A 13,556-nucleotide genomic window follows, 5' to 3' on the forward strand; every position below is an offset into this window, starting at 1 on the left:
CAAAACTAATTATTTTTAAAATTAGTTTGTTTCAATGGTTTAAAGATAATTTCTGCTGGATATTTAACTTTTTCAATTTCTATTGAAATATTTCCATTTAAAAGTTCATTATCTGAATAGTCGTTATTTATATAACCAAATGCTAGATTTTTTTTAAAGTTAAAAGAATAATTACCTGATGTAGTTCTTCCAACTATTTTATTATCTTTATAAATTGGTTCATCATGAAGTAGAAGAGGTTTTCCAGGTTCATTATTTTTAAGGACAAACATAGCAAATTTCCTATCAACTTTTTTATCTTTAATTTTTTCCAGTGCTTCTCGACCTATGAAATTAAAATCTTTTTTATAACTAATTGTAAAATTAAGACCCGCTTGATATTGATTTTCTTCAGGTGAAATGTCATGACCCCAATGTAAAAAACCACTTTCCATTCTCATTGTATCTAGTGCATGCATTCCACAATTAGATAAATTATATTTTTTACCTTTTTCTATTAATTTCTCATAAATATTTTTAGAGTCTGAAATTTTAACATAAAGTTCATACCCTAACTCACCAACATAAGATAATCTTTGGGACCATATTTTAATTCCATCAATTTCTATATATTTTGAATTTGCAAACTTAAAATTTTCATTGCTAAAATCATCTGAACTTAAATCTTGCAACAACAGTCTGCTCTTTGGTCCAAATATTCCAAATACACAATAATCATCAGTAACATCAATTAACTCAACATCTTCAGATAGATGCTTTTTAATATGAAACTTATCTCTTTCTCTTGTTGCCGCAGAACTAATTATTCTAAAATGATTTTGATCAATACAAACTACTGTAAGATCTGTTTCAATTCCTCCATCATTATTAAGCATATGAGTATAAGTACATTTTCCAGGTTCCTGTTTTATATTTGATGTACAAATTCTCTGAAGATCTTCATAAGCTTTATCAGATTTAATTTCGAATTTAGAAAACGGAGATAAATCATATAGACCAACATTTGTAAGAGTATTGTTAGTCTCGTATTCAACTGATGGATACCAATTTTGATAGTTATAACTGTATTCATACTCAGCTTTTTCTCCATCTAAAGCAAACCACATTGGTCTTTCGTATCCAGCAGAAACTCCAAAGCATGCCCCAAAACTTTTCAATTCATCATGGTATGGTAGTTTTTTTACATTTCTTGATGTTTTGTGTTGTTTATAAGGCCAATGCATTCCATACAAATCCCCAAGTGACTCCGTGATACGATCTTTAATAAAACCTAATTCTGAATGAAACTTTTGAAATCTCTTTATATCATAATTAAAAATATCTTCATTGATATGACCAGTCATTAACCATTCTGCAGTTACTTTTCCAACTCCGCCTCCACTACCAATACCAATGCTATTCAAGCCACAACTAACAAATAAATTCTTAACCTCAGGAACTTCACCCAATAAAGAATTTGTATCAGGCGTAAAAGACTCTGGCCCAGAAAAAAACTTTCTAATTCCAGCTTGCTCTAAAACTGGAAATCGTTTCATCGATTTTTCTAAATATGGTTCAAAATGATCAAAATTTTCTGGAAATTCACCAAATGAAAAATCTTCTGGAACTTTATTAGTGTTATTAAATGCTGGGATTGATTTACCTTCAAATATTCCAATTAAAAGTTTTCCAGCATCTTCTTTAATATAAGTACTACTGTCAAAATCTCTTATTACAGGTAATGTTGGTGAAAGATTTTCAATTGGCTCTGTAATTACATAGAAGTGTTCTGCAGGGTACAAAGGAATACTTACTCCTATTCTTTCTCCAATTTGTCTGGACCACATACCTGTTGCAAGAACCACATATTCACATTCAATATCTTGCCCATTAACTCTAACACCACTAACTCTACCATTTTTAGTTAATATTGTTTCAACAGGTGATTGTTCAAATATTTTTGCACCACCTAATCTTGCACCTTTTGCTAACATGTGTGTAACACCACTTGGATCAGCTGCACCATCACCAGGCATTAATACTCCACCTTTTAAATCTTCTGTGTACATAATTGGATAATTTTTCTTTATTTGATCTTTATCTAAAATCTTAATATCAACATCATATAATTGAGCCGTAGTTGCCTGTCTTTGAAGCTCTTGCCATCTAGCATCTGTTTGAGCAATAGATAAAGCTCCGTTAATTCTTAAACCAGCCGAGTGATCAACTTCTTTTTCTAATTTTTTATATAAATCTAAAGTATATTTTCTAATTTTTGTAACTGCAGCTGTTGGACCTAACTGACTAACTAATCCTGCTGCGTGCCAAGTTGTACCTGATGTTAATTGATCTCTTTCTAAAAGAACAACATCTTTCCAACCAAATTTTGTTAAGTGATAAGCAACAGAGCAACCAATAACTCCACCTCCAACAACAACTACCTTTGTGCTAGAAGGATACTTTTTTTCCATTACTAATGTTTGACAGCTTCTCCTGGATCTACAAAGTTGTGACCAAACACATCTGCAACTGCTTTATAAGTTACCATTCCTTTATGAACATTTAATCCAGCTAAAAAGTTTTTATCTTCACTTAATGCTTTTTGATAACCATTGTTAGCAAGTTTAACTAGATAAGGTAATGTTGCATTATTTAATGCTAATGTTGAAGTTCTTGGAACTCCACCTGGCATATTTGCTACACAATAATGAACAACATCATCAACAATATAAGTTGGTTCGCCGTGAGTAGTTGGTTTGCTTGTTTCAACACATCCACCTTGATCAATTGCAACATCAACTATTACAGAGCCTCTTTTCATACTTTTAATCATATCTTTAGTAACTAATTTTGGAGCCTCCGCACCTGGAATTAAAACCCCACCAACCAATAAGTCTGCTTCAGAAACTAATTTTGGAAGATCAATTTTATCACTTTGCTCTGGAATAATTTTGTCACCAAACATCTCTACTAATTGTTTTAATCTAGCCTCTGATTTATCAACGATATGAACTTTAGCTTGCATTCCTGTTGCAATAACTGCAGCGTTTTCACCTACAACACCACCACCTAAAATTACAACAGTTCCACCGGTAACGCCTGGAGCACCTCCCAACAAAAGTCCTCTTCCACTTTGATTTTTTTCTAAACAATGAGCACCAGCTTGTACTGACATACGTCCTGCAACTGCACTCATTGGGGCTAATAATGGTAATCTCCCATTATCATCTGTTACTGTTTCATAAGCTATATTTACACTCTTTGATTTAATTAAGCCTTCAGTTAATTCTTTCGCTGCTGCTAAATGAAGATAGGTATAAACGATTTGATTTTCTCTAATCATATCAACCTCAACTTTTTGAGGTTCTTTAACTTTTACAATTATATCTGCATCATTAAAAATATCAGCTGCAGTGCTAGCTATTTTTGCGCCTGCATTTGTATATTGATCATTTTCAAATCCAGCTTCAAACCCACCATTGTTTTCAACAATAACTTCGTGACCTTCCGAAACTAAAGTTTTAACACTCTCTGGTGTTAACCCTATTCTGTTTTCTTGAGGTTTTATCTCCTTAGGTACGCCTATCTTCATAAGCACTCTCCATGTCTTTAAAAAAAACTAATTAGTTCTTTTGGTTTTTTTGATAGTTCGTAATACCTGTTCTTAGTTTATCAATAATCTCATCTATATGTTTTTCTTCACATATAAATTGAGGAGCGATAATTAGACAGTCACCAGTTGCTTTAAAGTTTACTCCTGCTTCATAACAAGCTTTAAAACATTCATAACCTGCTTTACCTGGTTTGGTATTCATTTTCATATCAATACCACCCATCATTCCATAACCTCTTATGTTCTCAACAGACTCTAAGTCTTGAAGAGAAAATAATCCTTTTTGGAAATAAGGTGCTAAATTTTTTGCTCTGTTAAAAATATCTTCTTTTTCAAAAATATCTTGAACAGCTAAACCTGCTGCTACTGCAACTGGAATTCCTGAATAAGTATAACCATGAAATAATTCAACAGATCCCATTGGAGAAGCATCCATTACTGCATCATAAATTTCATCTTTACATGCAACTACACCCATTGGAACGACACCATTAGTTGTTGCTTTAGCCATAGTCATTAAATCTGGAGTAACACCAAACTCATGACTTGCAAAAGAAGAACCTGTTCTTCCCCATCCAGTAATCACTTCATCAAATATCAAAAGAATCCCATGCTTGTCACAAATTTCTCTTAATCTCTGTAAATATCCTTTTGGTGGAACTAACGTACCAGTAGATCCAGCAATTGGTTCTACGATACATGCTGCAATATTTTCTGGTCCAAAGTTACTTGCAATTCTCTCTAGATCATCTGCAAGATCTCCTCCTGTTTCAGGCTGACCACTAACAAATTTATGTTCTGGTAAATGTGTATGCCTCATGTGTTGAACACCTGGCATTAAAATACTTGCAAATGTTTTAACATTGTTAATCATTCCACCAACTGAAACACATCCAATGTTCATTCCGTGATAACCTCTTTCACGTCCTACAAATCTAAATCTATGAGCATTTCCTTTTGCTCTATGATAAGCAATTGCGATTTTAATTGCTGTTTCAACAGCAGTTGAACCACAAATAGTGAAAAACATTTTGTTTAAATCACCTGGAGTGTGTTTTGAAATTTTTGTAGCTAATTCAAATGATCCACCAAAGCCTTGTTGAAATGGTTGAGCATAATCAAGAGTCTCTAATTGTTTAGTAACTGCTTCTGTAATTTCTCTTCTTCCATGTCCTAATGGATTACAAAATAATCCTGAGCTCGCATCAATTTGTGTTTTTCCATGGTGAGTTTTTAAATAAACTCCTTTTGCTTCAGTAATTAATCTTGGGTTTGCTTTGAAATCTTTATTCGATGTAAATGGCATCCAATGTTCATTTAATGAATTTGGAACTGAAGTTCTTGTTTCTGAGCTCATAAAATTTTTTTCTCTCTTTATTAACTGTTATAAATATTTCCAACTATTAGACTAAATCAATTAGTTTGCTAGAAATATTTTGACCACCCAAAATGATGCGTCATAAGTATACAACTTTTAATTGAACTTATCTTTTTGTTTTACAACCGCTCAAAATTGAATTTAAATAACGATAATTTAATTAAATTAACATAGGGGAATAAATGAAAAAAATACTAAGTTTTATTCTAGGATCTATTTTTGCTCTTAACCTTTCAATTTCAGTTGCAAATTCTGCAGCTACTGAAGTTAGAGTTGCATACTTTCTAGAATGGCCAAGTCCAAATCTAGAGGACATGCAGAAGAAAAATTTTGCAAAAGCTCTTGGTGTACCAGTTAAGTGGACAAACTTCACTAACGGTGGAGCTATGACTGATGCAATGTTAGCAGGAGATATTGATATTTCTTACTCACAAGGTTTAGTACCTTTCATTAACGCTGTAAAATCTAACGCGCCAATAAAATTAGTTGATATCGCAATGGAATACGGAATGGGTGGAACTACTTGTGTAACATCAAATGCATCTGGAATTACAAAAGCTAACGCTACTGAATTAGAAGGTAAAAAAGTTGCTGTTCCACTAGGAACAATGGCTGAATACGTTTTTGATGAAAGTATGAAAGTTGTTGGTGCTGACAGAGGCAAAATGGATATCATTCAAATGGACCCAGAAGAAGGTGCTGCTGCATTAGTAAGTGGTGATGTTGTAATGGCATGTTTATTTGGTGGTAACTCTATTAAAGCAGCAACTGCAGTTGGTTCAAGATTATTAACTGTAGATGAAGCAAGAGCTGCTGGTATCTTAGGTATAGATATCACATCTGTTACAGATAAATTCATGAAAGAAAATCCAGGAATGCTAAGAACTTTCATCGAAGTAACTCACGAAGCAAACGACAGATACAGATCAGGTAAATCTGATATGAATTCTATGGCAAAAGCTTCTGAAATGAAAGTTGCTGATATGAAAGAAACTTTAAGTGGATTTAAATTCTTAACTCCAGAAGAAACTAAAGCATCTATGGAGAGCGGAAACTTAGATGGTTTCTTAAAAGGAATGGGAACTCCATCTGGTAACGTAGACACAAGTTTCTTACCTTTATAATTTTAAAGGTTTAAAACTTTTTAAATAGGCACTGATTTAAAAATTAGTGCCTATTTTTTTTAAAAAATTTCTAATATAAGGGCGCTATGAGTGATCTTGTTTCTCAAAATCTAAATATGATTTTTAAAACTCCAAAAGGAGAAACAGTTCATGCATTAAAAGATGTTAGTTTTACTTTAAAAAAAGGAGAACTACTTACTGTTCTTGGCCCATCTGGTTGTGGAAAAACAACTTTATTAAATATTACTGCAGGATTTTTAAGACCTACTTCAGGAAAAATTACTTTAAACAACAACGAAATAGATGGACCTGGTGTTGAACGAGGAATGGTGTTTCAACAAGGTGCTTTATTTGAATGGTTAACAGTTGCTGAAAACGTAAACTTTGGTCTTCGTATGAAAAGTGAAGATCCAGAAGTAACAGCAAAAAAAGTTGAAGAATGGTTAGATATAGTTGGACTAAAAGGATTTGGTAACACCCCAACCTATCAATTATCAGGTGGTATGCAGCAAAGAGTTGCTCTTGCAAGATGTTTGATCAATGATCCTGATTTAATTTTAATGGATGAGCCATTAGGTGCCTTAGATGCATTAACAAGAGAAAAGATGCAGTCTTTAGTTTTAAAAATTTGGAAAGAAACTGGAAAAACAATTATTTTAATTACTCACTCTGTAGAAGAAGCTCTTTTACTTGGTGAAAGATTATATGTAATGGCGCCAAGACCTGGAAGAATACATAAAGAGTACAATCTTCCATTTGCTGAAATGGGTCTTACTCAAGATTTAAGAGAAATTAAAAAAAATAAAGAATTTTCATCTACTAGAGAAGAAATTTTATCCATGATCTGGAATATGGAAGAAGAGATAATGGGGAAAGATAGTTAATGTTAACCCAATTTGTAACAATACTAATTATCGTTTCTGTTATTGGATGTGTTCTTTATGGAAGAAGATTAATTAGAACTGAAAAAGTAGATGCTGTTTTTGGAAATCCAGAAAGAGCTAAAGGTGGAACACACTGGGTAATTGTTGGAAGTAGTGCAATCTTAATGCTCTGGCTTTATTATTCATGGGATATTGCAAAAGGTTTTTATCCAAAATCAGCAAATGAATTATGTCAGGTTGCTAAAATTAATGAGTCTTTGTTAGGTTTAAAATATCAATTCCCTATTGAAGAAAGAGAATTCAAAAGTACATCCATTATTAAAATTGAAAATAAAAATCTAGTAAAAATTGCAAATGAAATAAATGGATCTCCTGATCTAAATGATCAACAAAAAACAATTCTTGTAAGCTACATTGATAGAACTTCTAAATTAATTCCACTTTTAACAAGTGAAGAATTAATGGAAATGGATACCAAAATTAAACTTCAAGAAATAACAGAGGAAATAAAACTTCTAAGTTCAAACTTCAAAAAGAAAGATTATCCTTTTGAGACAGATGCACAAAAAAATGAAAGACAAAAACTTATTGATGAGCAAGGTGGTTGGGGAATTACTACAATAGACGCTGGAAGTGGTTCTATTGAAAATACAATTGAAATACCAACTGCACCTCAAACAAATAAAGGTTTAAAATTTCATGCAGCTGCAGCAGAATTAAAAAAAATTGACGACAAGTTTTTTAAATTAAAAAATCATAATCCACCTTTCAAAAACTCAATTAAACAACTTAAAGATGACATTAAAGCTTACAGAAAAGGTTTAGATGACAGTGAAGAGATAGCTTCTGACTATGCAAAAAATATTGTTAAAATTGCAAGAAGAATAGAATTTGCAAGTATCTACCCTCCTAATGCATTAAATGAAATGCAAGCAGCAATCATAGAATTTGATGAGTTACAAAATAAAGAACAAGCTGGATTAAGATTAATCGATATACTTTTATTTCCTGCTGGAACAATTGTAGCAAGTGGACCTACTTGTTCAGAGCAAGGTTCTGGTAGATGGTTACCTAAACCATCTGATACTTTTAATAAATTTGTATTGATGTCTAAACCAAGTGTTGGATACAAAAATGTTCCTCTTTTATGGATTGAAATGGTTGATGTTAGTAAAATGATTGGCTTCGTTTTACCAGATTGGATAGCTGATATTTTGCCAGGTGAATATCCGGTTCATACAAAAGATGGAATAGTTAAAGAGAACTTTAAAAGCAATGTTTTAAAAGTTGTTACTGGTGACTTTAAATTATTCAAAGTTCCTGTTCCATACGGACATATCTGGGACTCTTTTATGAGGGTATTTTTAGGATTAGTGTTTGGAATTATTATTGGTGTTCCATTAGGATTATTTATGGGTCTTAATAGATTTGCAAAAGGTTTCTTTGATCCATTAATTGAACTTTATAGACCCGTTCCCCCACTTGCTTGGGCTCCATTAATTATTTCTGTACTTGGAATTGATAACTCTGGAAAAATATTTTTATTATTTATGGTCTCTTTATCTATCATGATTATTTCAGCAAGAGCTGGAGCATCAGGAACTCAATTATCAAAAATTCATGCTGCTCACTCATTAGGAGCTACAAAAAAACAAATCTTAAGATATGTAATTTTCCCAAATTCTCTTCCAGAAATTCTAACAGGAATAAGAGTTGCGGTTGGTATGTGCTGGGGAACATTGGTTGCAGCAGAATTTTTAGCTGGAACAACTGGTATTGGTTTCGTTGAAAACGTTGCTAAAAAATACTTCCAGTACGAAGTTATATGGATAACAATATTTATAATGGGTCTTCTTGGTTTGTTGTTTGATGTAACTTTAAGAAAAATAATCGATAAAACTATACCTTGGAGAGGTAAAGGTTAATTAGCTTTTATTTTAAAGTTAGACTTTTTTAATAAAACTTATTGCAGCACCAACGGTAGTTAAAAATCCAGCTAATGGCAAAATTGCAACTGCATATTTTTTAGGCATATAATTTGGTTTGAACTCAATACCCTGCATACTAATTTCAAAGTACCACATTTCCCAATACTTCCCTCTCATACCCTCTACAAGTTCAATTCCATATATAATTAAGACGATACCAATTATCATAATCATAACTTTCCAGAACTGACGAATATACAAGGAAACTCTCTCAGGTAATTTTTCATATATTAAATTTAAAGCTACATGTTCATTATCTCTAGCTGTCAAAGAGAGTGCTATAAACATCAGCCAAATATTACTTAATACTGTTAGTAGGTCTCCCCATACAGGAGGATTATTAAAAACATATCTCATCGTAACGTTATAAAGAGTAAAGCCAACCATCGCCGCCAAAAATATTGAGCACATAGCTTCGAGTATCCTATGAACAAAACGATCAATACTATTCAAAAATTTCATCATTAATTACTCAATAGATTAGGAAGAAACATTGTTAATTCTGGAACAACCAAGATAAAAAATAAAAGTAAAAAAAGTCCAACCAGGTAAGGAATTAAAGCAACAGCTACTTTTTCTAAACGAACTTGTGCTATTGTTGCAGATGTAAAGTACGCAACGCCAACTGGTGGTGTAACTGACCCAATTAAAAACCCTACTATTACAACGATTGCAGCTTGTACCTCTGGAAAACCTGCTTGAGACATAACATTCACAAGTACTGGGCCAACAATAATAATGTTTACTGCTGAATCCATTACGGTTCCAAGAAGAAAAATAAACAATATTAATGCTAAAATAAATAATATTGGAGAATCCGCTAAACCTAAAAGCCAAGTTTCAAGGTCACCAATTGCTCCAAGTGAGGTAAGTAACCAACTAAAAGGTCCTGAAGCAGCTATGATAATAAAAACCATTGCTGAATTACGGAATGCTCTACGAAAAGCACCTGTGCAATCTTTCCATTTGATAGTTCGGTATACAAATACGCCTGTAAACAATGCAACTAAAGCAGTGATAGCACCTGCCTCAACAACCGATGCGACACCTCCCATTACTGAACCTACCAATACCAAAGGTATCAAAAGAGCAAATGAAGAACGATACAATTCTTTACCAGCTCGACGAACTGAGAACGGCTGATCACTACGCTCGAAATTATATTTAACTGCAAAGTAATGATTGATTACCATTATCACAACACCAATCAAAATACCTGGAACAATCCCAGCAGCAAATAAAGATGCAATTGAAATTTCAGTTGCGTTAGCAAGAACGATCATCATGATACTAGGTGGAATAATTCCTCCTATTGTGGAACTTACACCTGTAACCGCAGCTGAAAATGCTGCAGGATAACCTGCTTTCTTCATAGCTGGTAAAACTAACGCTCCAACGGTTGCTGTATCTGCTACAACAGAACCATTCATGCCTGCAAAAAACATACTCACAAGAACATTAACTTGAGCCAACCCTCCTCTTATACGTCCAATTAATGCTCTACTTAAAGCAACTAAACGGTCAGTAATTGTTGCGCTTGTCATCAGCTCACCTGTTAACATGAAGAATGCAATGGCGGTCAATGGAACCGAGTCTATAGCGGTAAACATTTGACTAGGAATTAAAACAAGAGGAACAGCATCTGTTAATAGAATATAAACAAATGGTATCAGTATTAATATAAAGCCAATTGGAGCTCCTAATAAAATTAGCAAAAGAAGTACGACAAGTAAAATAATACTTTCCATAGATATTTATAAGTTATGATTTTTTTTAGGTAAAGACCATCTAATTCTAAAATAGAACTAAATGGTCTTCACAAAGTTTTAATTGAAGATTTATAGAGCTCCAGCTGCTTCTAACTGAGCTACAAATCCATCCATACCTTGTTCTAGAAGTACTCTTTTAGCTACTTCTGGTTCAAAAGTACCCTTAGCATCTAACCAAGCACCGATTGCACCAGCTCTCCACTTAGTCATTTCTGCTTCTGTTGGAACATACCACTCTTTAGCAGATGCTTTAATTGCATCTTCACCATTTTTAATCCAAGCGTTATCCAACTCGTTTACTTTTTCTCCATAAGCATCAGCTGCTTCGTGTAACCATTTTCTTTGTTGGTCAGACAATGCATTATACTGTTTAGCATCCATCGCTAAAATATTTCCAGACCACATTCCTCCGATCTCAGTGAAATATTTTGCAACTTCATGAAGTTTTGCTACATGCTGCCATGGAGTAGCAACATACTGACCTTCAACTACACCTGATTGAAGACCTTGATATAATTGACTCCAGTCATAAGGTGTTGGTGTTGCACCCCAATTTTTAACTAGCATGAACTCAACTGGACTTTTAGTAGTTCTCCATTTAAGTCCTTTCATATCATCTGGTTCGTGAACGGGTTTTGTTGCATTTCCAAGCTGTCTAAATCCTCCACTTGAATATACAGAAAGGCAAATGTGACCAGCATTTTCAAGAGCTAGTTTACACTGTCTTTCAGCTAACCATTCATCTGATATTCTTTTAGCATCCTCTAATGATTTGAAAATAAAAGGCAAATCGAAAATTGCTAATTCAGGACCAAAGTTACCATAGTTTGCAGTAGAACTAGTCCACAAAGCTATAAGCCCTTGGTTAGCTTGTTCACCACATTTTTGTTCTGCGCATAAGCTTCTTTGGTAGTGAGGTTCAATTTTCATTTTACCTCCAGATGCTTTCTCCATAGCTGGTATTAAAGCCTGATCGATTGCGTCGCCAATTGGCATGCCCAATCTACCAGTAGTTCCAAGCTTAAGAGTTACTTCTGCATAAGCAGCTTGTGCAAAGAAAATAATCGCAACCACTTTAATAAGTGTCTTGCTTATTGTTTTAATAAACATTTTATTTATCTCCTCTTAGTTAGTTAAAGTATCAATTTAAATTAATTTAAGCCTAATTAAGTTTACAACGGAAGTACACACAAAAAAAAACTTGTCTAATCAAAATGGGATTACAATTTAAAGTTGTATTAATAATTTAATAGTTAATGTATTTATTTTAGTCGCAAGGTGTCTTAGACTTAATTTAAGAAGAAAAATAAATTCAATTTATAGGAAAATTTATGAGCTCAGGTAACAAATATAAAGTAATAGCCAGTAAAATTAAATTTGAAGGAAGAGCATTTATTAATGGAAAATATGTAAATGCTATTGATGGAAAAAAATTTGAAACAATAAATCCTGCAACTGGTAAAAAACTTTGTGCTGTTGCAAAATGTAATCATAAAGATGTTGATCTAGCAGTTAAAGTTTCAAGAAAAGCTTTTAACAGTGGAGTTTGGTCTAAAAGTTCTCCAGAACACAGGAAAGAAGTTTTATTAAAATTTGCTGAATTACTTAGAAAACATGGAGATGAAAATTCAGTTTTAGAATGTATAGACACTGGTAAACTTATTGCTGATTGTATCAATGAAGTCGCAAATGATGCTCCAATGCATTTTCAGTGGTATGGAGAATTAATTGATAAAGTTTTTGGAAAAGTTGGTCCAACGGAGCCGTCTATAACTAGTTTAATTGTTAAAGAACCAATTGGTGTTGTTGCTGGAATTGTTCCTTGGAACTTTCCTTTAATGATGGCAGTATGGAAAATGGCCCCAGCACTTGCAGCAGGTTGTTCAGTAATAATTAAACCAGCGGAGGATACACCACTCACAGCTATTAGAGTTGCTCAAATTGCAAAAGAAGCTGGTGTTCCGGATGGTGTTTTAAATGTGCTTCCAGGTTATGGTGATGTTGGTGAAGCTTTAGGTCGACATAAAGATGTTGATGCAGTTTCATTTACAGGTTCAACTGAGGTTGGAGGATACTTTTTAAAATACGCAAGTGAAAGTAATTTAAAACCTGTTGCATTAGAAATGGGAGGAAAAAGTCCGTTTATAGTATTAGAAGATGCTAAAATTACTGATGACTTAATAGATAACGCGATGAATTCTGCATTTTGGAATGGTGGACAAAACTGTTCAGCCAATATGAGACAGATAGTTCATAAGAAAGTTAAAGATGAATTTTTACATAAAATTATCAAAAAAGTTAAAAAGTTAAAAGTTGGAGATCCATTAGATCTTAAATCAAATATGGGATCTATGATTTCTAAAGGTCACCTACAAACTGTTGATGGATATATTCAAACAGGTATTGATGAAGGAGCAAAACTTTTATCTGGTGGAGTTTCAAGTAAGAAGCAAAAGGGTTTTTATGCAAAACCAACTTTGTTTGATGGATTAAAAGAAAATATGACTATCGCTCAAGAGGAAATTTTTGGACCTGTGCTTGGAGTGTTAACTGTAAAAAATGATGAAGAAGCTTTGAAAATTGCTAGTAATTCTAAATATGGATTGCATGCAAGTGTGTTTACTCAAGATATAAATAGAGCATTTCATTTAGCTAAAAGTTTACCTTGTGGAACTGTGTCAGTGAATACTTTTTCTGAGGGAGATATCAAAACACCTTTTGGGGGATATAAGCAATCAGGCTCTTTAAGTAGAGATCAAGGTACTGAAGCTTTAAATTCATTTCTTCAAACGAAAACTATTTGGATAAGTCATAACTAATT

Annotated in this window: 10 protein-coding genes; 4 read left to right on the forward strand and 6 right to left on the reverse strand. The window is 33.1% G+C overall.

What is annotated here, in order from left to right; all coding sequences use genetic code 11:
• Positions 1-5: 5 nt before the first annotated feature.
• The 3 genes from ACTTA4_RS03265 to ACTTA4_RS03275 are packed head-to-tail and all read right to left on the reverse strand — an operon-like array spanning position 6 to position 4,949.
• Entirely contained in the window at positions 6-2,450 is a 2,445-nt protein-coding gene (locus ACTTA4_RS03265; protein ID WP_440633512.1) for a GcvT family protein, read from the reverse strand.
• A 2-nt stretch (positions 2,451-2,452) separates the two neighbouring features.
• Positions 2,453-3,571 (reverse strand): alanine dehydrogenase, encoded by a 1,119-nt coding sequence (gene ald / locus ACTTA4_RS03270; protein WP_440633513.1) that lies wholly within the window; start codon positions 3,569-3,571, stop codon positions 2,453-2,455.
• Between the two features lie 31 nt (positions 3,572-3,602).
• Positions 3,603-4,949 (reverse strand): aspartate aminotransferase family protein, encoded by a 1,347-nt coding sequence (locus ACTTA4_RS03275; RefSeq protein WP_075505902.1) that lies wholly within the window; start codon positions 4,947-4,949, stop codon positions 3,603-3,605.
• Positions 4,950-5,152: 203 nt separating this feature from the next.
• Here ACTTA4_RS03275 and ACTTA4_RS03280 point away from each other — a divergent pair, with 203 nt between their 5' ends.
• From ACTTA4_RS03280 to ACTTA4_RS03290, 3 genes are all read left to right on the forward strand, one after another.
• Positions 5,153-6,094 (forward strand): ABC transporter substrate-binding protein, encoded by a 942-nt coding sequence (locus ACTTA4_RS03280; RefSeq protein WP_440633514.1) that lies wholly within the window; start codon positions 5,153-5,155, stop codon positions 6,092-6,094.
• A gap of 86 nt (positions 6,095-6,180) precedes the next feature.
• On the forward strand, positions 6,181-6,978 hold the full coding sequence (locus ACTTA4_RS03285; RefSeq protein WP_440633515.1) for an ATP-binding cassette domain-containing protein: 798 nt from the start codon (positions 6,181-6,183) through the stop codon (positions 6,976-6,978).
• Positions 6,978-8,903 carry an ABC transporter permease gene (locus tag ACTTA4_RS03290; protein ID WP_440633516.1) on the forward strand — a complete coding sequence of 642 codons (1,926 nt, stop codon included), beginning with the start codon at positions 6,978-6,980 and terminating at the stop codon, positions 8,901-8,903. Before ACTTA4_RS03285 ends, ACTTA4_RS03290 begins: the two co-directional genes overlap by 1 nt.
• Before the next feature lie 18 nt (positions 8,904-8,921).
• Here the strand turns inward: ACTTA4_RS03290 and ACTTA4_RS03295 are convergent, their stop codons facing one another.
• The 3 genes from ACTTA4_RS03295 to ACTTA4_RS03305 form a co-directional block, all read right to left on the reverse strand.
• Positions 8,922-9,431 (reverse strand): TRAP transporter small permease, encoded by a 510-nt coding sequence (locus ACTTA4_RS03295; RefSeq protein ID WP_440633517.1) that lies wholly within the window; start codon positions 9,429-9,431, stop codon positions 8,922-8,924.
• Complete coding sequence (locus tag ACTTA4_RS03300) at positions 9,431-10,714, reverse strand: TRAP transporter large permease (protein WP_440633518.1); 1,284 nt, start codon at positions 10,712-10,714, stop codon at positions 9,431-9,433. The genes ACTTA4_RS03295 and ACTTA4_RS03300 overlap by 1 nt, the downstream gene beginning before the upstream one ends.
• Positions 10,715-10,804: 90 nt before the next feature.
• On the reverse strand, positions 10,805-11,845 hold the full coding sequence (locus tag ACTTA4_RS03305; RefSeq protein ID WP_440633519.1) for a TRAP transporter substrate-binding protein: 1,041 nt from the start codon (positions 11,843-11,845) through the stop codon (positions 10,805-10,807).
• Positions 11,846-12,066: 221 nt separating this feature from the next.
• On the opposite strand from ACTTA4_RS03305, the gene ACTTA4_RS03310 reads away from it, so the two are divergent.
• Positions 12,067-13,554 carry an aldehyde dehydrogenase gene (locus ACTTA4_RS03310; RefSeq protein WP_440633520.1) on the forward strand — a complete coding sequence of 496 codons (1,488 nt, stop codon included), beginning with the start codon at positions 12,067-12,069 and terminating at the stop codon, positions 13,552-13,554.
• Positions 13,555-13,556: the final 2 nt, after the last annotated feature.

Source organism: Candidatus Pelagibacter sp. HIMB1485 (assembly GCF_052048055.1).
Taxonomy (GTDB): Bacteria; Pseudomonadota; Alphaproteobacteria; order Pelagibacterales; family Pelagibacteraceae; genus Pelagibacter.

Coding starts and splice junctions, on each gene's coding strand:
- ACTTA4_RS03290 (WP_440633516.1), top strand. CDS start 6,978: ATGTTAACCCAATTTGTAACAATACTAATTATCGTTTCTGTTATTGGA.
- ACTTA4_RS03295 (WP_440633517.1), bottom strand. CDS start 9,431: ATGATGAAATTTTTGAATAGTATTGATCGTTTTGTTCATAGGATACTC.
- ACTTA4_RS03275 (WP_075505902.1), bottom strand. CDS start 4,949: ATGAGCTCAGAAACAAGAACTTCAGTTCCAAATTCATTAAATGAACAT.
- ACTTA4_RS03310 (WP_440633520.1), top strand. CDS start 12,067: ATGAGCTCAGGTAACAAATATAAAGTAATAGCCAGTAAAATTAAATTT.
- ald (WP_440633513.1), bottom strand. CDS start 3,571: ATGAAGATAGGCGTACCTAAGGAGATAAAACCTCAAGAAAACAGAATA.
- ACTTA4_RS03285 (WP_440633515.1), top strand. CDS start 6,181: ATGAGTGATCTTGTTTCTCAAAATCTAAATATGATTTTTAAAACTCCA.
- ACTTA4_RS03280 (WP_440633514.1), top strand. CDS start 5,153: ATGAAAAAAATACTAAGTTTTATTCTAGGATCTATTTTTGCTCTTAAC.
- ACTTA4_RS03305 (WP_440633519.1), bottom strand. CDS start 11,845: ATGTTTATTAAAACAATAAGCAAGACACTTATTAAAGTGGTTGCGATT.
- ACTTA4_RS03265 (WP_440633512.1), bottom strand. CDS start 2,450: ATGGAAAAAAAGTATCCTTCTAGCACAAAGGTAGTTGTTGTTGGAGGT.
- ACTTA4_RS03300 (WP_440633518.1), bottom strand. CDS start 10,714: ATGGAAAGTATTATTTTACTTGTCGTACTTCTTTTGCTAATTTTATTA.